Genomic DNA, 22,425 nt, shown 5'->3' with positions numbered 1-22,425 from the left:
ACCATGTTCGCTTTCCGCAAAGTACGGATTTTTGGGCATCTGCTTCATGGCATGTGGACGGTGGCCACGCGTTTCCCGAACGCGACGCCGCAGGTGCGCATGGAGCTGAATCGCCTCTGGTCGGTTGAAATGTTGCGTCGATGCGGGATGAAGCTTGTCGTGCATAACGATCACGCGCGGCTCGATAGCGGCGCGCTCGTGGTCGGCAACCACGTGTCCTGGATCGATATCTATGTGGTCAACGCGTGGCGGCCGACGCCGTTTGTATCGAAGGCTGAGGTTCGCCAATGGCCGCTGGTCGGCTGGCTTGCGCAGCAGCTCGACACGATCTTCCTTCAACGCGAAAAACGTAGCGATGCGAAACGCATCATGCATGAGCTGTCGGAACGGCTCGCGCGGGGCGAACTGATGTGCGTGTTTCCGGAAGGGACGACGTCGTCTGGCACGGACTTGCTGCCGTTTCACTCCAACTTGTTTCAGGCGGCTGTGTCGGCGTCTCGTCCGGTGCAACCGATCTGCCTGATGTATGAAGATGCGAACGGACGGCAGTCGGCCGCGCCGGCTTATATCGATGACCTGACGCTGGCGTTCACGCTGAACGCGATGCTCCGCGATACGCCGCTGACAGCGCATCTTTACGTCTGCGATGCAATCGAGCCGGGTGCCGACCGGCGCGTGCTGGCGAAAGAGGCGCAGGCGGCGGTGGAGGTGGCGTTGCGGCGGATGCAGGCGGGGCTGGGGGCACCGGTCGCGGTTGTTAGCGACGACGCTGGGGCGGTTGCCGAGTTTGAAGCGGTGACGCCGCGGCATTGAGCGTTTCGGCGGAGCAAACGCGCAAGCGCGTCAGCGTTGCATCGCTCCGGTTTTAACGACAGGTGCACGTCGCGTTGCAGCTATGCGCCGACTGACGTGCCAGGAATCACGAAGCGATCCAGTCTGCCTTTTGGCCGAAAAGCACGTGAGTGGCAGGTGGACATTGGGGGGGGCGCCTGTGATATCTTCGTGATGGCTTAAGGCAGCTTGCTGAATGTCCTAGTGCGCATGCGTTTCTCCGACCTACGTTTCGATGTTTGGGGTGATAGAACCTGCCAATCAACTTTTTTCGCGCAGAAATTACATGATTCTAGTGACTGGCGGTGCGGGTTTTATCGGCGCTAACTTCGTGCTTGATTGGCTGCACGCATCCAAAGAAGCGGTGCTGAACGTCGACGCGCTGACGTACGCAGGCAATCTCGGTACGCTCAAGTCGCAACAAGACAACGCCCGGCATGTATTCGTCCGCGCAAACATTTGCGATCGCTCCGCAATGGACGCGTTGATCGCCGAACACAAGCCACGCGCTATCCTGCATTTTGCCGCTGAGAGCCACGTCGATCGTTCGATCCACGGGCCGGCGGATTTCGTGCAGACCAATGTGGTGGGGACGTTCACGTTGCTGGAAGCAACTCGCGCTTATTGGACATCTTTGCCCGAAGCGGAAAAGACCGCGTTCCGCTTTCTGCATGTTTCGACGGATGAGGTGTTCGGATCGCTCTCCGCAACTGATCCCCAGTTCTCCGAGACCACGCCTTACGCGCCGAACAGCCCTTATTCCGCCACGAAGGCGGCTTCGGATCATCTGGTCCGCGCGTATCACCACACGTATGGTCTGCCGGTCCTCACGACCAACTGCTCGAATAACTACGGGCCGTATCAATTCCCGGAAAAACTCATTCCGCTGATGATCGCCAACGCGACAGCCGGCAAGCCGCTGCCTGTGTATGGGGACGGTCAGAATGTGCGCGACTGGCTCTACGTTGGCGACCATTGCAGCGCGATTCGCGAAGTGCTTGCACGCGGAAAACCGGGAGAGACCTACAACGTCGGCGGTTGGAACGAGAAGAAGAACCTTGAAGTGGTCCATACGCTCTGCGACTTGCTTGACCGCTTCAAGCCGAAATTGAACGGCTCTTACCGTGATCAGATCACGTATGTGACAGACCGGCCAGGGCATGACCGGCGTTATGCGATCGACGCGCGCAAGCTTGAACGCGAGCTTGGATGGAAGCCGGCGGAGACTTTCGAAACCGGCTTGGAAAAGACCGTCCGGTGGTATCTCGACAACCAGGAATGGTCCGACGAAGTAGCTTCCGGCGAGTACCTGAAGTGGGTCGAAACGAACTACGCGCAGCGTGCGCATAACTGACAGGAATCGACCATGGCACGTAAGGGCATCATTCTCGCCGGCGGTTCCGGAACACGGCTTTATCCGATCACGCATGTCGTCTCAAAGCAACTGTTGCCTGTGTACGACAAGCCGATGATCTATTACCCGCTATCCACGCTGATGATCGGGGGTATTCGTGACGTGTTGATCATCTCCACGCCGCAAGACACGCCGCGATTCGAGACGATGCTCGGTGACGGAACCCAGTGGGGCATGAATATTCGCTACGAAGTGCAGCCATCGCCGGATGGATTGGCGCAGGCGTTCATTATCGGCAAGGAATTCATCGGCGACGATCCGTCGGCACTGATCCTTGGCGACAACATCTTTTATGGCCACGATCTCGTGAAGCAACTCGAGCGCGCCGATGCTCGTAGCGATTGCGCGACCGTATTTGCCTATCACGTCCAGGATCCCGAGCGTTATGGCGTAGTGGAGTTCGACAAGCAGTTTCGTGCGTTATCGATAGAAGAAAAGCCCTTGAAGCCGCGTTCGAACTACGCGGTTACCGGACTCTATTTCTACGACAACCAGGTCTGCGACATCGCTGCCGATATCAAGCCGTCACTGCGCGGCGAACTCGAAATCACTGACGTGAATTCCCGCTATCTTGAGCAGGAGAAACTGACCGTCGAGATCATGGGGCGTGGTTTTGCATGGCTCGACACCGGGACGCACGATTCGCTCATTGAAGCGGCCACGTTCATAGCGACGCTACAAAAACGGCAGGGCCTCGTGGTAGCGTGCCCGGAGGAAATTGCCTATCGTCGAGCGTGGATTGATGACGAGCAGTTGCTCAGGCTCGCCAGGCCGCTCGCGAAGAACGCGTATGGACAGTACCTGCTCAACCTATCAAACGATCAAGTCGCATGGCCATCCACGTAACCGCCACCGCGCTGCCCGAAGTCAGGATCATCGAACCGAAAGTGTTCGGCGATGCCCGCGGCTACTTCTACGAAAGCTTTAACGGCCGCGAGTTCTCGGACCAGGTAGGAGTGGACGTTCAGTTCGTGCAGGACAACCATTCCCGCTCGGCCAAGGGTGTGTTGCGTGGCTTGCATTATCAGATCGAGCACGCACAGGGCAAACTCGTGCGCGTGGTGGAAGGCGAAGTATTCGATGTGGCCGTCGATATCCGCAAGAGCTCGCCGAATTTTGGCAAGTGGGTGGGTGTGCATTTGTCGGAGGAGAACCATCGGCAATTGTGGGTGCCACCGGGTTTTGCGCATGGGTTTGTAGTGTTATCGGAGTCGGCGCAGTTTCTCTACAAGACGACGGACTACTGGTACCCGGCGCACGAACGCAGCATCATCTGGAACGATCCGGAAATTGGGATTGAGTGGCCGATCGATTTCGAACCGTTGCTGGCGGCGAAAGATGCGGCGGCCGTGCGGCTGGCCGATGCGCAGCACTTTACGTGAGAGCCTGTAGATGACCACCGGACACGAGCGGCAACTGATTTTGCTGACTGGCGCCAACGGTCAGGTTGGTTTCGAACTGGCGCGCAGTCTGCAGGGTTTGGGGCAAGTGGTGGCGTTGGATCATAACGGCCTTGATCTTGCGGATTCCGAACAGATTCGACTGATCGTGCGCGACCTGTCGCCTGCGTTGATCGTCAACGCGGCAGCTTATACGGCCGTGGATGCAGCCGAAGGCGATGCGGCTGCCGCGATGCGTCTCAATGCCGAAGCACCGGATATTCTGGCTCAGGAGGCAAAGCGTCTTGGCGCGTTGCTCGTTCACTACTCGACTGACTATGTCTTCGATGGCACGAAGGACGGTCCGTACGAGGAAGATGACGCCGTGAATCCGCTGAACGTCTATGGCAAGAGCAAGACGGCGGGCGAGCAGGCGATTGCGGCGTCGGGTTGCGCGCATCTGATCTTGCGGACCAGCTGGGTATATGGCTCGCGGGGAAAGAACTTTCTCCGGACGATGTTGCGGCTTGGTGCGCAACGGGAGGAGTTGAGCGTGGTGGACGACCAGATAGGCGCGCCGACATGGTCCAGGACCATTGCAGCGATGACGTCCAATGCGTTGTCCCAGCTTCTTGTCCAGGATCGAGACGAGTGGCTGCGACGCTCGGGCATTTACCACCTGACGGCTTCTGGTGCGACCTCGTGGTGTGGCTTCGCTCAGGCCATCTTCGACACATCGACGCTTGCGAACAAGCCGGTGGTCAAGGCAATCTCCACGGCTGCCTACCCGGGTTCTACGACCGCTGCGGTCCGGCCGAAGAACTCCCGGCTATCGAACCACAAGCTGTTCGCGACTTTCGGACTGACGGCGCCTGACTGGCGCCAGGCGCTGGAGCTCTGCATGGCGGATTTGTTGTAAATCCCCCGTGCAGGACATTTAGTCGATAACCGCGCGGCAGTTCGAGCATTCCACCTGGGTCACCGTGCGTTCGGCCGGGTCGCTTGCCAATCGCACTGCCGTCAGCTCTTCGCCCCACACGCAGCCTGAATCGAGGCCGATGACGTTATCGCGGATGATGAGGCCGAGCGCAGCCCAATGGCCGAACACGACGGTCACGTCCGCTGTTCCGCGCGACGGCACGTCGAACCAGGGCATGAAGCCCGGGGGCGCGGAGTCCACGCCGCCGCTGGACGAGAAGTCCATGTCGCCTTCGGCGGAGCAGAAGCGCAGGCGCGTCAGCGCGTTGCAGACCACGCGCAGCCGGTCGCTGCCCTTGAGCTTGGGTTTCCAGCGGGTCGGCTCGTTGCCGTAGAGGCTCGCGAGCGTTTCCTTCCAGTTGGGCGCGCGTAGAGCGCGCTGGAATTCATCGGCGAGTTCGAGTGTCAGCGCGACGTCCCATTGCGGCAGGACGCCCGCATGAACCATCAGCATGCCGTGATCGAAATGCGCGATCGGGCGATGCCGGACCCAGTCGAGGAGATCCGCGGCGTCGGGGGCAGTCAGGATTTCGTCGATGGTGTCGCCTTTTTTCGACTTCCGGATCCCCGCCGATACAGACAGCAGGTGCAGGTCATGATTGCCGAGGACGGCGACGGCGCGGTCGCCGAGGGCGATCAGGTCACGCAGCGTGGCGAGCGATTCGGGGCCGCGATTGATGATGTCGCCGGCGAACCACAGTGGCGTGGCGGCGCTCGGCGCGGCTTTGGCCAGGAGGCGCTGGAATGCTTCGTGGCAACCCTGGATGTCGCCGAAAGCGAGGGGAACGGGGCGTTGCGGGAATAGAGATGCCATGTGGGAACGGTGCGAAGAATGGAATCTATTGCCGGCACGGGCGCGGCGCGTGAACGAACCAATGGGCAGGGCGCTTTGCTTACTTTACTTAAGTAGCATGCTGCCTTGCGAGGGCCGTCTGGAGATGCTCTGCCGGGCTTCGGCGGGTTTGCGTGGGCTTGGACGATGGCCGCTCAAACCACTCAAATCAACACAACATGATAACCGAGGCGGTTCATGGCTTGGTGGGGTTTGGAGCGCGGGCAATTCTGGCGCAGTCCTGCCTGGTTCCTGGATTCTTTGGTATCGCGGAATGCGGTGGGCGTCACCGCAAACGAAAGTTTCAGTAAGCTAATTTTTTCGTAATAAAAACGCAAGAAACTTCTGTTTTCTTTCCTTTGTATCAGGTTGTCAGCGCGCTTTGGGCCCGCGTAGCACGCATTTATAATCCACCATTCGCCGAATCCAGTGCCTGGTTCGAATGTTGCCTCAAAAGCATTCGATAGCAGACAATACGAGGTTGTCCGCGTCGTGACGGTCACGTCCCGTTTGGGATGGGCGGGTATCGACAGGCCAGCGCGAGATTTGTCTCCGACCCGGCTGGCGCTATTGCAGCGTAGCGGCCTAATTTCCTGAGGATATGACTTGAGTGCATTGTTGGGTGCCCTGATCCGGTACCGAGGATTCGTCTTTGGCAGCGTCAAGCGTGAGTTCCAGACGCGTTACCGAACCAGCATGCTGGGGGCCTTGTGGCTCATTCTGCAACCCCTCGCGATGATTGTCGTGTACACGGTGATTTTTGCCGAGGTCATGCGTTCACGCATGCCGGGTGTGGAAAGCACGTTCGGATACAGCATCTATTTGTGCGCGGGTACGCTGACGTGGGGCTTGTTTGCCGAGATCGTGTCGCGGTCGCAGGGCGTGTTCATCGACAACGCCAACTTGATGAAAAAGCTGAGCTTTCCGCGCATTGCTCTGCCGGTGATCGTGACAATGTCCGCATTGATGAACTTCGCGATTATCTTCTCGCTGTTCACCATTTTCTTGTTGGTAACGGGCAATTTTCCAGGGCTGCCGTTCCTGGGTTTGATTCCCCTGCTGCTGATTCAGATCCTCTTCAGCATCGGGCTTGGGATGACTCTGGGCGTTCTGAATGTATTTTTTCGCGATGTCGGCCAGTTCATGACCATCTTCATGCAGTTCTGGTTTTGGTTCACGCCGATCGTATACCCCTGGCGCATTCTTCCTGCGGCAGTCAAGCCATTGATAAAGGTCAATCCGATGGCCCGGCTAATTCTCGGCTATCAGACTATTTTGGTCGACCGTAAGTGGCCGGACTGGATAAGCCTTGCACCGGTGGTCGTGGTCGGAATCTTGCTCTGTGCGCTGGGCCTGTATCTTTTCAGGCGCCACTCGGCTGAAATGGTCGACGAACTTTAAGTTTTGTCCACTTTTTTATGACATTTTGGGGCGATGCGCCCTGATTTTGAGGCAATAAGCGTCAGATATAATTCGGACACTAGGGAATTTGTTGTCTATCCGTAATCTGATCGCGCAAGCGAACCTCCTAAGGAGATTGAATTGACGAGCGCAGTTGTCACTGGCGTTACTGGCCAAGACGGGGCATACCTTACTCAGCTCTTGCTTGAGCATGGCTACGATGTCTACGGCACCTATCGGCGGACTAGTTCCGTTAATTTCTGGCGGATGGAAGAACTCGGTTTGCTCGAGCATCCAAAGTTACATCTCGTAGAACACGATTTGACCGACTTGGGCGCGACCATTCGTCTGCTCGAAAAGGTCAAACCTCGCGAGGTGTACAACCTGGCCGCACAAAGCTTTGTGGGCGTGTCATTCGAGCAACCCGTGACCACGGTTGAAATTACGGGCGTGGGTGCACTTCACGTTCTGGAAGCAATCCGCATTGTCGACCCGGCTATTCGCTTCTATCAGGCGTCAACGTCGGAAATGTTCGGGAAAGTGCAGGCTATTCCGCAGAAGGAAGATACGCCGTTCTACCCGCGCAGCCCGTATGGCGTCGCGAAGCTGTACGCACACTGGATCACGATCAACTACCGCGAGTCCTATAACATCTTCGGTTCGAGCGGCATCCTGTTCAATCACGAATCTCCATTGCGCGGCCGTGAGTTCGTCACCCGCAAGATCACGGATTCCGTCGCGAAGATTGCACTGGGCAAGCTCGGTCGCCTGGAGCTCGGCAACCTGGACGCAAAACGCGACTGGGGTTTTGCGAAGGAATACGTTGAAGGCATGTGGCGCATGCTGCAAGCGGACGAGCCGGATACCTTCGTACTTGCCACTAACCGTACTGAAACCGTGCGAGATTTCGTGACTATGGCGTTCAAGGCCGTGGGGACCGATTTGTCATGGCGCGGTCAGGGTGAACAGGAAGAGGGCGTCGATGCGGGTAACGGCAAGGTGCTCGTGAGCGTTAATCCGAAATTCCACCGTCCGGCCGAAGTGGAGTTGCTGATTGGTGATCCGGGCAAGGCGAAGGAAAAGCTTGGCTGGGAACCCAAGACCACGCTGGAGCAACTGTGCAAGATGATGGTCGAAGCCGATCTACACCGTAACAAGGTTGGCTTTTCGTTTTAGTCCGTCCCGCTGAGCTGAGTTCGCGGGTGAAATGTCGGGTGCTTGACTCAGGCTGTTTTATGGGCGCCTGATGGCGTTGCCCGCGTGTCAATCGGCGCTTTTTCCTGGTGTTCGGGATGTCGGGCCGGCGTTGAGGCGTGCGTATTTCCCGCTGGTCCGGCGAGCATGGCGGACGCCTATCTGCATCGCGGCGTGGCACTCAGTCAGCTTGCGATTCTGTTTTTTACCCGACGGGGCACGGCAACGCGCCCGGACGGCCCGACGGACGAGTGGGAGTGGCATGGGAAGTATTTCTGTACAAAACCTCGGCAAGGCATACAAGCAATATGAGTCCAGGTTCGGCCGTCTGTTGGAGTGGGTTTCTCCGGTAGCGATCGAGAAGCACACAGTAAAGTGGGTTTTGCGTGATGTGAGTTTCAATGTTCGCCAGGGTGACGCGTTGGGGATCATCGGAGTGAACGGTGCAGGCAAGAGCACGTTGCTGAAGTTGATCACTGGCACTACGCAGCCAACGGTGGGATCGGTGACCATGCATGGGCGGGTTGCGGCGATGCTGGAGCTCGGCATGGGTTTTCACCCTGACTTCACCGGCCGGCAAAATGTGTTCATGTCGGGCCAGTTGCTCGGCCTCAACGCTGGCGACATCGAACGTGTAATGGGTCAGATCGAGGAATTTGCCGAGATCGGCGACGCCATCGACAAACCGGTTCGCATTTATTCGAGCGGCATGCAGATGCGGCTCGCCTTTAGCGTCGCCACGGCGGTTCGTCCCGACATCCTGATTGTCGACGAAGCGTTGTCCGTCGGCGACGCCTATTTTCAGCATAAAAGTTTTGACCGGATTCGTCAGTACCGGGAGCAGGGCACCACGCTTTTGATCGTGTCTCACGACAAGTCGTCTATTCAGGCTGTCTGCGACCGTGCCATCTTGCTCAACGCGGGGCGCGTAGAACGTGAAGGACCGCCGGAAACAGTGATGGACTACTACAACGCGTTGATCGCAGAAAAAAGCAACAGTACCGTGCGTCAGATTGAACTGGCTGACGGGCGTGCTCAGACGGTGTCGGGAACGGGCGAAGCGGTCATCGAAGCAATTGGGTTGTTCAATTCGGCGGGGCAGCGGGTTGAAGTCGTCGATGTGGGGACACCTGTCAATCTCAAGATATCCGTGCGCGTGAATGTGCCCGTGCCGGAACTGGTGGTCGGCTACGTCATCAAGGATCGGCTAGGCCAAGCGGTCTTCGGGACCAATTCGCATTACCTGAAGCAACCGCTAATGCGCGTTCAGCGAGGTGACCAGCCAGTATTCAGTTTCGCCTTTCCGGCGAACCTGGGGTTTGGCAGCTATTCGGTCGCAGTCGCCCTTCACAGCGGACCGGCTCATGTCGGTGCGAATTATGAATGGCGGGACCTGGCTCTGGTGTTCGAAGTCGTGAACACCAGCAAGAACGAATTCGTCGGTTGCGCGTGGATCGAGCCGGATCTTAGTATCGAATACTCAAACGGGAAATAACAGGCTCATGGTTCCCGACAGCTTTTATCGCGCCCTGGAAGATCGTTTTCGCGGCGAGCGTGAGGACATTAAACAGCGTCAATCGGTCTATCTTCCGTTGATTGATGCTTTGCGCGAAAGAACTGAGAAACCTGGCCTGGACATTGGCTGTGGCCGCGCGGAATGGCTCGAACTCCTGAAAGACCACGGCATGCAGGTCTCGGGAATCGATCTCAATGCGGATTTCGTGGAGTCTGCACGGGTGCTCGGCCTGGACGTCTCGCAGGGCGATGCCATCGCTTTTGTCCGTGATCTGCCACCGGGCGAACTGGGTTTCATCAGCGCGTTTCATGTAGTCGAGCATATTGATTTCAGCATGATGCTCGATCTGCTTTCCTATGCAAGGTCGGCGCTCGACGACCATGGTTTTCTGCTTCTTGAGACCCCCAATCCGGCAAACCTCACTGTCGGTGCGAACACGTTTTATCTCGACCCGACGCACGAACGTCCGTTGCCGCCCACATTGCTCGCATTTGCTGCGGAGTATGCGGGCTTCGAACGTGCATTCGTAGTGCCGGTCAATCGCCACCTTATTCAGAACCCGCTGGAGTTGTGGCCCGCGGACATGCCGGGCGCGACCGCGTTGAACAATGCGGTCGGCGCATTGAACGATACCTTGATGCAGGCGCCTGACTATGCAGTCGTCGCATTCAAGCGATGTGATGCGGCGTTCGAGCATATTGCATTGACCTTGGTCGAGCAGGTTCCGTTACCGACCACTGAACATCCGGTTGATGTCGTCGCACTCGACCGCGGCGCGAAGCAGACGGAAGCCACGATTGCCGAGATGATTGTGCGGCTGGATCGTGCAGAGCTCGCGTTGCGGCAGGCGCATGAAGCGGCGAGCGCGTCTCAGCAGGCGGCAGTAGATGCGCGGCATATCGCTGATAACGCCGCGGATATATCCGCCAAAGCGCATGAAGCCGCCAATCTGGCACGCGAAACTGCCGATAGAAGCTATGAATGCGCCGAAGAAGCGCAGCGTAAATCCGACGAGGCACTGTTCGTCGAAACCACGCGGATAGAACGGCTCCGGTCACTAGCGGACGCTCGCGAGGCAGAACTGCAAAAAATGCGTGCCAGCAGCAGTTGGCGCGTAACCGCACCGCTGCGCGCGGCCGGAGCCCTGCGGTTCACCCGTCTTCCTGGCCGTGCGTTTGCCCGGGCACGTCTGCGCAGCCTGATTGTGCGAGCGGCTGCTGTGCTTTCAACACGTCCGCGACTCAAGTATCGCGTGCTTACCGTGCTCTCACGGTTTCCCCGGCTGCACGCGAGACTTGCAGGGATCGCGGGGAGCGCGGGGTTGGTCTTTGGAGAAGCCTACTCGTTAGTGGTCGAAGAGCCAGACCAGCTTGGCAAACGCGGTCGAACGGTCTACGACGACCTGCTGCAAACACGCGCTGACACGGATATTGACGTTTAGCCGTGTCCACCATTAACGCGAAATCTGCTCGCTGAACCATTCATCAAAATAACCATGCGCGTGATTTTGGACTTGCAGGGCTGCCAGTCATCAAGCCGGCTCCGTGGAATCGGGCGCTATAGCCTTTCCCTTGCGAAAGCGATCGTTCGCAATGCTGGCGACCATGACATCTGGATCGTGTTGTCGGATCTTTTTCCCGGCCTCGTCGAAGAGCTTCGTCTTGAGTTTTCGGGCATGTTGCCGCCGGAAAAATTGGTGGTGATGTCGTTGCCTGGGCCGGTGAAGGCTCAGAGTGGCCGTCCTTGGCGCACGGCGGCAGCTGAATTGATCCGCGAGTATGCAATCTCCGAATTGCGCCCGGACGTCGTACATATCAGCAGCCTGTTCGAAGGCTTTACGAGCAACTCCACGACAACGGTGAAGCTTCTTGACCCGTCTCCTGTCGTTGCCGTCACTCACTACGACCTGATCCAGTATCTCGATCCTGAAACGCATTTGGTCGACCCGCGTTTGCGCGAGTTTTTCTATCGAAAGCTGGAGATGCTGAAACGCGTGGACTTGATGCTGGCGATTTCTGGCTATTCCGGAGAAGAGGCCGCACGCGAGTTGGGTATTGCCGAAGACCGGATCGTCAATATTTCATCGGGCGTCGGGGAACATTTTCAACCCGGCGTACTGGACGAAGCGAAGTCCGAAGCATTGATGAGGCGGCACGGTCTTACACGGCCGTTCGTGATGACGACGGGAATTGCGGAGCCGCGCAAAAATCTGGAAGGTCTTATTAAGGCGTTCGGGCGGATGCCAGCAGAGGTACGCAGCCGCTACCAGTTGCTGTTGGTATGTCAGGCAACTGATGCGGACAAGCTGCGATTCGCGAGCACCGCTCGCAACGCTGGTCTGGCCGACGACGATCTGTTGATCACGGGCTTTGTTACGGACGACGACCTTGTTGCCTTATACCAGTCGACGAGACTGTTCGTCTTCCCTTCGTTGCATGAGGGATTCGGTCTGCCAGCGCTGGAGGCAATGGCGTGCGGCGCTCCCGTAATTGGGTCAAATGTCACGAGCTTGCCTGAAGCGATCGGCAAGGCCGATGCGCTGTTTGATCCGCTTGCGCTGGACGAAATGGCCGTCATGATGTGCAAAGCGCTCGAGGACGCTGCGTTTCGTGAGTCTCTGCTCGCTCACGCCGCGGAGTATCCGGCGCGATTCTCGTGGGATGAAACCGGTCGGCGTGCATTGCTTGCGTTCGAGACCGCTGTCAATAAACGGGAATCGTCAAGGCGCCGCCAATCGGAAGCAGCGCCTTTGCCGACGGACATCCCTGCGCAAAATTTCAGGAATCCGTTGTATCCGAGACTGCTCAAGTCCCTCGTTTCGATCGACCTGCCATCAGACGATGCCGATTGGGTCGCGGCAGCGTCCGCGATTGCGCTCAACCAACCAGCGGGCCGCCATAAACAGTTGCTTGTGGACGTGTCTATCCTCAGTGGCTTCGACGCGAAATCGGGTATTCAGCGCGTCACCCGCGCGGTAGTCATGCAGTTGCTCGCGTCTGCGCCGACGGGCTGGAAGGTACGCCCTGTGCGTGTTGATCGCCAGGCGATGAGGTATCGCTATGCTGACGAATTTGCCAGGTCTATGGGGGGCGGTGCTGAAGAGGGGAGTGAGGCGAACGACGATTGGGTCGATCCGTCCGCCGGTGACATTTTCCTGGGCCTCGATCTCGCTGCAGATATCGTGCCGCACGCGCAGCCGTGGTTCGAAGCATTGCGCCGGCGCGGGGTAAAGATTTACTTCGTTGTCTACGATCTCTTGCCAATAACGCGACCTGAATGGTTTTCCGAGGGCATCGCCACCGTATTTCCCCCGTGGCTTACGACGCTTGGCGTGGTGTCCGACGGACTGATCGGGATTTCGCGAGCGGTAGCAGACGATATTGCCGCTTATTACGAGCAACACGTCCCTACGCGGCTCACCGAGCTGAATATTGGTTATTTTCATTTGGGCGCGGATATTCACAGCACCAATCCGAGTAGTGGGCTGGCGGATGACTCCGAGCAGGTTTTGGCAAGCTTGCGCGCGCAGCCGACTATGTTGATGGTCGGCACGGTGGAGCCGCGAAAGGGGTACACCCAGGCCATCGCTGCGTTCGATCTGCTCTGGAAATCCGGTGTGCGCGTGAATTTGGTGATTGTGGGTAAGCCAGGGTGGCATCAGGAGAAGTTGATCGAGTCCCTGCAGCGCAATCCTCAGCTTGGGCAGCAGCTATTTTGGCTGCAAAGCGTAAGCGATGAATATCTTGACCATATCTACGAAGCGTCCAGTTGCCTGCTCGCGGCTTCGGAGGGAGAGGGTTTTGGCTTGCCATTGATCGAAGCGGCTCAGAAGAGTTTGCCGATCCTCGCGCGCGACCTCCCGGTGTTCCGGGAGGTGGCGGGTGAACATGCGTTTTACTTCGATGGTGTCACCCCCCAGGATCTGGCGACGGCGGTTCAACGTTGGCTGGAATTGTGGAAGGAACAAGGGGTCCCGCTATCCACCACAATGCCTTGGCTAACGTGGAAGCAGAGTGCGCAGGAGTTGCAGAAGGTGCTTGGGACGGATGATACGAGCGATGCGGACGGGGCGTGGTATCGACGGGTGAAGGGCGAACCGCCGCCGTTTCGCCGCGGGGACCATTAATACGCGACTATATTCACCCAGTTTTTGGCCTCACACGCGTTGTTTTGAAAGGGGGAGGTGCACTACGAAACTTCCCTTATCGTGATGGCTTGAGCATCAAGGTTTTTGCGAACTCGGACTCGACTTCGATTGGGACCATAAAGTAGTCCCAGTAAATGGAGTCGCACGCTATTTGCCACGTTCTACGGTCTGCTAATCGGTTTCCAAACAGATCGTAGAGTATGTATCTGTGCTGACTTGCCATGTCGAATAACGTGTCCTTGGTATGGCCATAAGCGCTATATCCTGGAAATCCATATTCAACAGACATAACAGGGCGCAACTCGTTAAATATTTTCGTTGCAGCCCTTAAACATCCTATTTCGCCACCTTCTATATCTATCTTGAGAAATCTGAGCGAATCAATATCGTGAAGATAGTCGTCCAGGCGTCCGACGGTAACTTCTATTGTTTCAGGATTGGCAAGATCAGGGAAATTATAGGTTTTTTGCATTAGACCGCTTTCCTCGGGAGTTCCGCGAGCGTAGGTAAACGCGGCCTTACCGGTCTCTTCGGACAGCGCAACGTTATGTACCGTGACATTCGATGCGCCGTAAGTCGTATTGATATGATAATGAGCAAAGGGAATTGGTTCGAAAGCAACCACAGTACCGCTGGGTCCGACTAATTCAATGAAGCTTTGAAGATGTTTTCCGGTGTGCGCGCCTACGTCGAATACTGTATCTCCCGGTCGAATCCATTTCTGGTATTGGGTACGAAGTATGGATTCAAAGTCCAATGGCAGCACGCCGGCATGAATTAATCTCGCGAGATAGGCAATTCGCTGCGCGAATTCGTTGCTTTCAAGGGATTCGTCGGAATGCACAGGTGAAACGTAACCCGTTAATCGGGAAATTAAACTTGCTCGCCGAGGTTTGTGCTGATTCATACCGTCTCCTATTTTCTAAATTGGAAATAGAACTCATATGTACGAAAAACATGCAGCAACCACTTAATGACTTTGTCTTGGCAGGAATTTCCGCTTTGAACGGTGCGACTGCGACCAGCCACTGCTGCGGCCGCACATGATAGCGGCCGACTCATGTCTAGTAATACCGGTGGTACGCAGGCTTTGTTTCGATCGCCTGGAATTCGGCGCTGCCAAGCAAGGCCCCTCGGATCTGATCGGCTGATGCTCCGCCTTTTAGCTGGTCCACCCATCCGAGCAAGCCGCCACCATCGACTGGCCGGCCGAGCACTTCGAAGTAAGCGTTGTGCACGATGTCTTCAAACGTCACGATGTTGCTGGCCTTGACGACTTCAAGGTCGAACAGCCATTCATCCTTCACTTCTGCCCAACGCACCGCCAACCCCGCGCGTTTTAGGTACTCGACCAGGAGCTCAGCGGTAAACCCGGCCAAATGGTAATCCCCGTTGTAGGCCTGCGTGCCATACATCAGATGAATGATCTGCTCGGCTTTTTCGGGAGCCCGATTTTCAGGCTTCGATAGCAGTTCGAACATTCCGAAAAGGCTCGGTACGCGGATGTCGATATGCCCACCGGGCGACAACAAGCGGCTCCATTCTTTCAGAGCGACGACCGTCTTTGCCCGCTCCATATGTTCAAGGATGTCTTGCGCGAGGATATAGTCGAATGAGCCGTCTTCGAACATAGAAAGATCGCATGCATCGGCCACCACGTCCGGCGAGTGAAACGCGTTTAGATCCGCGTTGATGAACCCTTCTTTTTTGTCCCACCCGCAGCCGATGTTCAGTTTGCGGAACTGCGCCTTCGTTGCAGGTGTACTCATCCCATATCTCCCTGAACATTTTCATTGGATAATTTTGAGATGATACAACGAGCGGCGCGAGCATTTTTTGCAATTACTCGCGCCGGATTTTTTTCGATTCTGGCGTGACGTTCCGCGGGGTTCTTTATTTGGCAAGTAGGGAATGTGTCAAGCGTTGCGAGCCACTCCTCATCCCGCGGACGCTCGGCGATCACACAACAGACCGTCTTGATTTCTTTTCATGCAAAGAACTTGCCGAGCAAATAATCAGGCTGATTATTGCACTGGCGGCGCATCTTGAAATCGTGACAGATGCGGAGCGTCAAGCAACTTTTGCATCTCTGCTCCCAACGTCGCAACCATTTGCTTCAGGCTCAGCTTTGAGCGGACGGCACCGGAACAGCCCTGCAGCCCTTCACGCAACGCCTGACGAACCAGAGCGCGATACTCGTCGGGCGTATCTGCGACGTATACGCCGCAGCCCAGCGCGTCTTGCACGATCGGTCCGTACCCTTCCAACGAGTGGGGCGTGGCAATGACTGGACTACCGCTCGCAACGGCATCGGCTGTCTTGAGTTTAGCGCCGGCTCCCAGACGCACTGGCACGAGGACACAGGCAGCTGGTGTGAGGAATGCCGCACGGTCGGCGTCGTCGATATAACCGATCGCGCGGAATCGCGAATCGTTGATGCTTTGGAAGTCCCCGTAACGGATGTCTTCGGTCAATCCTCTACCAATTGTCCCGGCAACCCAGATGCGTTCGTCCTGGGTCAGGAAACCGAGACCCTGCGGAAATAGATCGAAAAATCCTTCCACATTTGGCCAATAGGCGCTGCCCATCAGCGCGGCATAACGGATTTTCTCGGCGCTCGCCTGCTGAGCGAATTTTCCGTTTATTTCGATCTCGGGGTCGGCCAGATCCGATACAGCTGGGACATACACGACAGGACGGCCTGCTTCCGCCTCGATCTCTGCTGCTTCCAGATCGGAGATGGCAAGCACCAAATCGGCGTCGCGTGCCACCTGCATTTCGAGCGTTCGAGTCGTGTCGATCCACTTCGCGGAATCGGCGCGTTGAATCCCGAAGCCGAGAAAATTTTCTCGTGACCGCCATTCAATGTTCTGACTGGAATAGATGATCTTCGCTTTCGAATCGGGCGGGAGCGCTTCCATCAGGACCGGCCAGTCCCACGGATGCTCCATGTGGATGACGTCGGGTGCGACGCGACGTAACACGCGGCGAAGCTGGCTGATGACGTTCTTGTCGCGCGCGGCCGCTTGGGCCACGTGCAGATCGGCGAACAAAATATCGCTCAATGCCCGGTCGCGCACTGTCTGATCGTTCATGACAATGTCCAAGGCACCCCACTCTTCAGATGGGAAAAAACTCTCGTGGTAGATACCGACGGAGTCGGTATGCCAGCCAGCCCGACGCATTGCCTTGATCATGCTCGCCGCGCGGACCTGACCACCATGCTTCGGTATGAATAGGGGGAACGGAGTGATTATTAGACAGCGTGGCACGTTGCAATCCTTCGCATACCTTGGCGATTAGACATTCTCTTGGTGTGGGCGTTTTGCCGCGGATAAGGCGGCGTCGCGCATGGCAGCGCCAAACTGATCGTAGTCCGGTCCGCGATACTGCGCAGCAGCTTCCCGCAGGACCTCAAGGCGGCGATCATCCACAATGAGTGACCGCAGCTCGTTCACCCATGAAGGGAGATCGAATGGATCAATGGACGGCATCAGATTTTCCGCAGCCTCCTGGAGGGCAGGACAATCCGACACAACGACCGGCGTCCCGAACGAAAGGCTCTCCGCTACCGCGAGTCCGAACCCCTCCGACAATGCAGGAAATACTGTAAAGCGCGCATTCTTGTACATCCAGATGAGCTCGGCATCCGAGATGCTGTCGAGTACACGCACGCGCTTGCGAAGCCGCCAATTTCGTTCCACCAGCATGCGTACGGTCTCGGTGCCCCAGCCCCACTTGCCGACGAATACGAGCGTAGGGAGCGCGTCCGCACCTAGTTCGTCGCGCAACCGGTCCCAGGCGTGCAACAGGACCTGATGATTTTTGCGTGTTTCAATGGTTGAGCAAAAGAAAACGAACGGATGGTTGCTCAGGCTATCGACAGGCTTTTCGCCGATCTCACTTGAACGAGTTTTCAGGAAGTTCGGCAAGTACGCGTAGCTTAGCGGTGGCGTCAGATCATTGGGCTGACACACGTAGCGCGTGTATGTATTGAGGCTGTGCTGAGAGATCGCCACGATGTGAGACGCGTCGTGCCCGATTTCGACCCAATGACGCTGATAGATATGCGGTGGCCCAGGCGTTGTGAACGGATGCATCATCGCTATCACGTCATACAGTACCGCCACAAATCGGACGCCTTCCTTTGCGCAGATGTGATGGAGGTACCCGTAGTCCATGTAGTCCCATGTATTGGCCATGGAGATCAGGACGTCACCGTCACGGAAAGCCATGCCATTCACCGCGCGATGCTCTGCCAATGCGAACGATGGCGCCGCAACCGGGCCCCCCGGCTGATGTCGAGTTGCTACGGGTACTGGCGTAATTGTTCCTGCGGATGTAGGACTTCCGGCCATGGCGTCCGGCCGAAACGTTCCTGATGCGGCTTTCGCAGCCGTGTACAAAATAGCGTGGCTACGCCTTGCCATGAGCAGCATCAGCCGGCGAGTTATGCGGGTGGTCAACCGGTGCCATGGCGAATACTCAGGCCTGACTGGCATCAAGCGCGCGGCATCACGAACGAGGATCGAATTGAATTCGGCCGGTGGCAGGGTGAGTGCTGAGCGGAAGCGCCTGCGTGCAAGCCCTATGCGAGCGCGCACGGCGGCCCGCGGAGTTCCGGGTGGCGTGTTCGGAGTGCCGGTCAACGGTGCGGTGCCTGCTTTTCCCGCTTCGACTTCGGGGGCGATCAGGCCGTGCGCGTCCTCGTCGACGTCGTCATATTTTTCTGGCCCCGTGTATTTGCTTTCATCAACTGACCGTGGCGTTTGCTCCATCCCGAGATCGACTGCGGTGGTAGCGGGCTTGGCCAACTCGTCGTCGTGGGCCTGATCGGGGTTCGCCTTGTAGCGGTGAAAGAGGATGGTCCGTATCAGTTTTCGCTCGACGGCGGTCAACGCGCGATACGACTTCTGCTCACGGTCAAATGTTACGAAATCCAGTGACACATTCGGATCGCGCATCAGAAATTCAGCGACGTAATGCTCCGCCCGTACGATGCCTACTGGATTGTTCAAGCCGTAGTACAAGGTCAGCGATGCATCGAAAAAAATACGAGGCGGGGCTTCGGAGCGCGCCGCGCTGTTGCCCGCGGTGCCGAAGGCGGTCTCGTTGGTTTCTTGTGTGTTGTGATCGGTCGAAATCACTGTTATCTGCGGATTAATATCTGATTGAGAAAACGTGTGTGCAAGGCCATCTTTGGGAGGTTGCGCTTGCATACGACTACCTTTCGGCACATGGCTGAATTTTCTGACAGTTTCCATTACACCGTTACTTTTAATTCAAAGTCTGCCTACTGGTCAGTTTGACTTAGTCAGATCGGCGAAAAAAGGACGACGTTAACTATTGAAAATGGTGAGAGCTTTTCTAAACGATGGGCCGGCCGTTTTTACAACCAACACCCTTAAAATCACTTCAATTACGAATCGCAGTAATGCCAACTCGTTGGTGACACTCGTCAAAAGATGCAAATTGCATTCGGTCAACGTGACAAGTATCCAGGTGACATCAGGATGACAGGCACTCGCAGCGCGCGTGCTTCCTCCATCTTTCCACCCATTACAGCGGCATTATCGCATGGGGACAGCTTCGAGAGAACAGGCGCCTGGCTCCCTGACAGGCTGCGGAAATACCGCTGTGCCAAGGCACCTGAACTCTCAGGCGAACATTTCTGTATGGATGGCACGCTGATTCAAGCGTGGGGCGGCCATAAAAGCTTTGTACGTAAAGACAATAACGATGATCAGGACCCGGGAGAGGGCGGGAACTTCAAGGGCGAGACGCGCGGCAATGAGACGCACGAATCGAAGAGCGACCCGGATTCGCGACTCTATCGCAAAGGCAAAACGGCAAGCGAGTTGCGCTACATGGGCCACACGTTGAGCGACAATCGACACGGGCTGATCGATAGCGCCGTGGTGACGCTGGCCGATGGTTATGCGGAGCGCGAAGCGGCCAAATGCTGATCAACGATGCCGGCCAGGTGCTGGGCGATCCGACGCGCGAGATCACGCTCGGGGTGGACAAAGGCTATGACGCGGCAGAGTTCATCAAGGCTTGCCAGGAAATGAACATTACGCTTCATGTGGCACAAAATAAGTCAGGGAGACAATCGACGGTACCCGAGGCCATCGCCGGGGAGTGTGGCTATGCGGTGTCGCAGCAAAAGCGTAAGCTCATCGAACAAGGTTTTGGCTGGGCCAAGAGCATCGGCGGTATGCGCCAGGTGATGGTCCGCGGCTTGAAGAAAGTCGATCAGATGTTTGTGCTGAGGATGGCTGCTTACAACCTCGTGCGTATGCGTAGCTTGGGACAACTCCGTGCGCTGCAGATGCAGTGAACCAAAAATGCGCCAGAGAAGGTCACAGATGGGCCCAAAACGAGGTTACGGGCTCGATATTCAAAAATATGAAAAACCCGCCACTGAAAATTCAGGTCAAGCTTCACGACCCAGTAAAGTCGGCCTGTATTTCCGCAGCCTGCTAAACAAGCCAGCCGTACTAATACGATACCGACATTTTCTCCACGAAAACTGCCAAATTACGCGTGTCATCTGCCATCCCGATTGCCTTCGGCGAAATGGCGTCAGGCAATGAAAAAGTGATAGTCAAAAATCCCTTGTTAGAGGCGATAATCCCGGGATCCAGATCAATCTCTCTAGTCGTTTCGAGTGAGTCTGAGAATGTCCAATGTGCGATTGACGTTCCATTTGCCGTCGCGTCGAGTCGTTGCATCGGGTGATTCGCATTTACCAGCGCCCACAGCTTAACCCGGATCTTGACCTGCGATGCAGGGTGCCCCAACCACATGGTCATCGATGCCTGATTTTGATTCGTCCAACGCCCTTGTCCTTCGGCACCGGCCCAACCATTGCCGAGATACTGATCCGACGTTCCACCTACGCTGAAATTAATCTCAGCGCCTGAAGGGAATGGTGTCGCTGTTGCGCGGGATAAGCCGCAGGCCGTTGTACAACCTTTCCAATCTGGCGCAAGTACGCGATATCCGTTGACCCATCCCGCAAAATCAGCGGGGCGCGCGTTCAGCAGGGCTTGCTGCCAGAGATAATCTTTGGTGAACACGTACAGCGCGTCTTGACGGTAGTTGCCGGCTGTGATGTTGCCAGATATGACGTTTTGTGCGATCACGAGCTTGGTCGCGTTCATGCGCGCGATTTCTCCGCCATTTATCGACATTTCGTTGCGAGCGGCGAGTAGTGCTATTGGCCCGTATCCGCCCATATCGGAGGTTGGGATTGCAAACGCAATTTTTCGATACTGCCGCGGTACCTGGTCCCAAAATGCGGACTTTAAAGGGGAAGTCCAGGTTTCGCTCCATCGCGCCTTGAACATTGCCGACGCTTGCGACAGGTCGACGACTTGTATCAACAGCAGCGTAGCTAGCAAAAATTTGGCCGGACGAACCGAGAGTTTTCGGAACAGCACTGCGAAGGCCGAGAACTCGATCAAATAGATCACTGGCCACACGAATCGGCCCGATGCACGGAAAGTAGAAGTAAGTGGCGCTAAGATTGAGGGTGGATCATAGGTGAACAGGTCCCTGGAGCCCGCTGTGACATGGCTGCTTAACGCATATACGTAAAGGCCCGCCGTCAGGAGCGCCAGCGGAACCACTATGTTCATTTTTACTTCTATTCGTTCGCGTTTGACGATGCAAATGCCGGCTATTGCTACAAGTAGTCCCAGGACGCCAGCGCCTAAATAGGCGAAACCTTCATAATCCCCGTCTCGGGTGGGACCCGATAATAGGCGCGACCATTCAGCAAGTGGATTAACGAAAGAGAAGAGAGTCGTTCTGAACCAGCCGTAGCCCGCCGTCGTCACGGTGCCGGGGAAAAAATATCCGGCCCCCCACATGACGAACAATAAACAAAGCAAGTTACAGGAAAGTTGAAAAGCAAGTGTTTTCAAAGGTGCTTTCCTGAAGACCAAACTGCGAAGCGCATCCGTCACCCAAAATGATGCAACCATCGCCAGCAAGTATGCGTGAACGAGTGACGCGACGCATAACACGATCGTCCAGCCCAGCGTTTTGCGCTGGTTTGATAAAAACACGTTTATTGCCGCAAGAATTAGCCAGTGAGCAAAGAGCGCTTCATGTCCATACAAACGCCATAGCATCGCCGGCGATAGCGTGAAAAAGGACGTGGCGAGTGCAAGTAAAACTCGATCAGACGTAAATCTCGATAATATTTTCCAGGCAAATATCCCCTGGAGAATGAAGCAGCAAAAAATCCAAAATCCGAAGTACTGAAAGTCAGTTGGAAGGATTGCGCTCAGCGGTCTAAACAAAAAGGCAAATAAAGGGATCGAGTCGGTGAATACAATTGAACTTCCAATTTGTTCACCGTATGCAAGGTTACTTCCGAAGGGCCATTGAAAGAAGTGTTCGTGTCGGAAGAATTGCCATCCGACATAGTGTTGTACGGGGTCTCCACCGGTGGACAGTATCCAGTTCAAATTTGTCGGATTCAGAATGCTGGCACCCGTGAACCACCAGAAGAAAATCGCTCCAATGCATCCTGCAATGAGAACTTCTTCGATGGCTCGGCGACGAATTGGCTGCCTAGGTTCGAATAGCATAGTGAAGGTTTTAAGTTATAAAGGACGAGTAATTCGGGGTGCCGCCGCTTGGACGTGGCAAAAGCATCGTCCCAGCTGCCGAGGTTCGCCACTTTACATGGGCGACGACAAGCGAGCAAACATAGTCTTT

General features: G+C 56.3%; 16 protein-coding genes and 1 pseudogene. 11 read left to right on the top strand and 6 right to left on the bottom strand.

Going from position 1 to position 22,425, the window contains the following annotated elements:
• Window positions 1-3 precede the first annotated feature (3 nt).
• From ACSQ8V_RS14685 to rfbD, 5 genes are all read left to right on the top strand, one after another.
• A complete protein-coding gene (locus ACSQ8V_RS14685; protein ID WP_436206154.1) occupies window positions 4-813 on the top strand; it encodes a lysophospholipid acyltransferase family protein in 810 nt (269 codons plus the stop codon).
• A gap of 304 nt (window positions 814-1,117) precedes the next feature.
• On the top strand, window positions 1,118-2,185 hold the full coding sequence (gene rfbB / locus ACSQ8V_RS14680; RefSeq protein ID WP_213767040.1) for a dTDP-glucose 4,6-dehydratase: 1,068 nt from the start codon (window positions 1,118-1,120) through the stop codon (window positions 2,183-2,185).
• Window positions 2,186-2,197: 12 nt separating this feature from the next.
• On the top strand, window positions 2,198-3,091 hold the full coding sequence (gene rfbA / locus ACSQ8V_RS14675; RefSeq protein WP_436206153.1) for a glucose-1-phosphate thymidylyltransferase RfbA: 894 nt from the start codon (window positions 2,198-2,200) through the stop codon (window positions 3,089-3,091).
• On the top strand, window positions 3,076-3,627 hold the full coding sequence (rfbC, locus tag ACSQ8V_RS14670; protein WP_436206152.1) for a dTDP-4-dehydrorhamnose 3,5-epimerase: 552 nt from the start codon (window positions 3,076-3,078) through the stop codon (window positions 3,625-3,627). The genes rfbA and rfbC overlap by 16 nt, the downstream gene beginning before the upstream one ends.
• 10 nt (window positions 3,628-3,637) lie before the next feature.
• Window positions 3,638-4,543, top strand: coding sequence for a dTDP-4-dehydrorhamnose reductase (gene rfbD / locus ACSQ8V_RS14665; RefSeq protein ID WP_436206151.1), 906 nt, complete (start codon window positions 3,638-3,640; stop codon window positions 4,541-4,543).
• An 18-nt stretch (window positions 4,544-4,561) separates the two neighbouring features.
• On the opposite strand, the gene ACSQ8V_RS14660 is transcribed toward rfbD, so the two are convergent.
• On the bottom strand, window positions 4,562-5,416 hold the full coding sequence (locus ACSQ8V_RS14660) for a symmetrical bis(5'-nucleosyl)-tetraphosphatase (protein WP_436206150.1): 855 nt from the start codon (window positions 5,414-5,416) through the stop codon (window positions 4,562-4,564).
• Between the two features lie 624 nt (window positions 5,417-6,040).
• Between ACSQ8V_RS14660 and ACSQ8V_RS14655 the strand changes: the two genes are divergently transcribed.
• From ACSQ8V_RS14655 to ACSQ8V_RS14635, 5 genes are all read left to right on the top strand, one after another.
• The gene (locus ACSQ8V_RS14655; RefSeq protein WP_436206149.1) at window positions 6,041-6,835 is read left to right on the top strand and encodes an ABC transporter permease; all 795 of its coding nucleotides are present in this window, start codon (window positions 6,041-6,043) and stop codon (window positions 6,833-6,835) included.
• 141 nt (window positions 6,836-6,976) lie between these two features.
• Window positions 6,977-8,011, top strand: coding sequence for a GDP-mannose 4,6-dehydratase (gene gmd / locus ACSQ8V_RS14650; RefSeq protein WP_436206148.1), 1,035 nt, complete (start codon window positions 6,977-6,979; stop codon window positions 8,009-8,011).
• Window positions 8,012-8,291: 280 nt separating this feature from the next.
• Entirely contained in the window at window positions 8,292-9,524 is a 1,233-nt protein-coding gene (locus ACSQ8V_RS14645) for an ABC transporter ATP-binding protein (protein WP_436206147.1), read from the top strand.
• Window positions 9,525-9,531: 7 nt separating this feature from the next.
• The gene (locus ACSQ8V_RS14640) at window positions 9,532-10,986 is read left to right on the top strand and encodes a class I SAM-dependent methyltransferase (RefSeq protein WP_436206146.1); all 1,455 of its coding nucleotides are present in this window, start codon (window positions 9,532-9,534) and stop codon (window positions 10,984-10,986) included.
• 54 nt (window positions 10,987-11,040) lie between these two features.
• Window positions 11,041-13,671, top strand: a complete 2,631-nt coding sequence (locus tag ACSQ8V_RS14635; protein WP_436206145.1) for a glycosyltransferase family 4 protein — start codon at window positions 11,041-11,043, stop codon at window positions 13,669-13,671.
• A 76-nt stretch (window positions 13,672-13,747) separates the two neighbouring features.
• Here the strand turns inward: ACSQ8V_RS14635 and ACSQ8V_RS14630 are convergent, their stop codons facing one another.
• The 4 genes from ACSQ8V_RS14630 to ACSQ8V_RS14615 all read right to left on the bottom strand — a co-directional run bounded on the left by ACSQ8V_RS14630 (window position 13,748) and on the right by ACSQ8V_RS14615 (window position 18,839).
• Window positions 13,748-14,599 (bottom strand): FkbM family methyltransferase, encoded by an 852-nt coding sequence (locus ACSQ8V_RS14630; RefSeq protein ID WP_436206144.1) that lies wholly within the window; start codon window positions 14,597-14,599, stop codon window positions 13,748-13,750.
• Between the two features lie 157 nt (window positions 14,600-14,756).
• Window positions 14,757-15,461, bottom strand: coding sequence for a methyltransferase domain-containing protein (locus tag ACSQ8V_RS14625; RefSeq protein WP_436206143.1), 705 nt, complete (start codon window positions 15,459-15,461; stop codon window positions 14,757-14,759).
• A 255-nt stretch (window positions 15,462-15,716) separates the two neighbouring features.
• Window positions 15,717-16,964 (bottom strand): glycosyltransferase, encoded by a 1,248-nt coding sequence (locus tag ACSQ8V_RS14620; protein WP_436206142.1) that lies wholly within the window; start codon window positions 16,962-16,964, stop codon window positions 15,717-15,719.
• A 27-nt stretch (window positions 16,965-16,991) separates the two neighbouring features.
• A complete protein-coding gene (locus tag ACSQ8V_RS14615; protein WP_436206141.1) occupies window positions 16,992-18,839 on the bottom strand; it encodes a glycosyltransferase in 1,848 nt (615 codons plus the stop codon).
• 507 nt (window positions 18,840-19,346) lie between these two features.
• Here ACSQ8V_RS14615 and ACSQ8V_RS14610 point away from each other — a divergent pair.
• Window positions 19,347-20,032, top strand: a pseudogene (locus ACSQ8V_RS14610) (IS5 family transposase); the annotation flags it as partial.
• Between the two features lie 160 nt (window positions 20,033-20,192).
• On the opposite strand, the gene ACSQ8V_RS14605 reads toward ACSQ8V_RS14610, so the two are convergent.
• Window positions 20,193-22,295, bottom strand: coding sequence for a DUF6311 domain-containing protein (locus tag ACSQ8V_RS14605; protein ID WP_436206140.1), 2,103 nt, complete (start codon window positions 22,293-22,295; stop codon window positions 20,193-20,195).
• Window positions 22,296-22,425 lie beyond the last annotated feature (130 nt).

The sequence above is a fragment of the Caballeronia sp. LjRoot31 genome (assembly GCF_964253885.1).
GTDB lineage: Bacteria > Pseudomonadota > Gammaproteobacteria > Burkholderiales > Burkholderiaceae > Caballeronia.
This window is presented reverse-complemented; position numbering and strand designations above follow the sequence as displayed.

What these genes read in the sequence shown, in the direction of transcription:
- ACSQ8V_RS14645 (WP_436206147.1), top strand. Translation starts at nt 8,292, where the DNA reads ATGGGAAGTATTTCTGTACAAAACCTCGGCAAGGCATACAAGCAATAT.
- ACSQ8V_RS14660 (WP_436206150.1), bottom strand. Translation starts at nt 5,416, where the DNA reads ATGGCATCTCTATTCCCGCAACGCCCCGTTCCCCTCGCTTTCGGCGAC.
- rfbA (WP_436206153.1), top strand. Translation starts at nt 2,198, where the DNA reads ATGGCACGTAAGGGCATCATTCTCGCCGGCGGTTCCGGAACACGGCTT.
- ACSQ8V_RS14640 (WP_436206146.1), top strand. Translation starts at nt 9,532, where the DNA reads ATGGTTCCCGACAGCTTTTATCGCGCCCTGGAAGATCGTTTTCGCGGC.
- ACSQ8V_RS14685 (WP_436206154.1), top strand. Translation starts at nt 4, where the DNA reads ATGTTCGCTTTCCGCAAAGTACGGATTTTTGGGCATCTGCTTCATGGC.
- rfbD (WP_436206151.1), top strand. Translation starts at nt 3,638, where the DNA reads ATGACCACCGGACACGAGCGGCAACTGATTTTGCTGACTGGCGCCAAC.
- rfbB (WP_213767040.1), top strand. Translation starts at nt 1,118, where the DNA reads ATGATTCTAGTGACTGGCGGTGCGGGTTTTATCGGCGCTAACTTCGTG.
- rfbC (WP_436206152.1), top strand. Translation starts at nt 3,076, where the DNA reads ATGGCCATCCACGTAACCGCCACCGCGCTGCCCGAAGTCAGGATCATC.
- ACSQ8V_RS14605 (WP_436206140.1), bottom strand. Translation starts at nt 22,295, where the DNA reads ATGCTATTCGAACCTAGGCAGCCAATTCGTCGCCGAGCCATCGAAGAA.
- ACSQ8V_RS14635 (WP_436206145.1), top strand. Translation starts at nt 11,041, where the DNA reads ATGCGCGTGATTTTGGACTTGCAGGGCTGCCAGTCATCAAGCCGGCTC.
- ACSQ8V_RS14630 (WP_436206144.1), bottom strand. Translation starts at nt 14,599, where the DNA reads ATGAATCAGCACAAACCTCGGCGAGCAAGTTTAATTTCCCGATTAACG.
- ACSQ8V_RS14625 (WP_436206143.1), bottom strand. Translation starts at nt 15,461, where the DNA reads ATGAGTACACCTGCAACGAAGGCGCAGTTCCGCAAACTGAACATCGGC.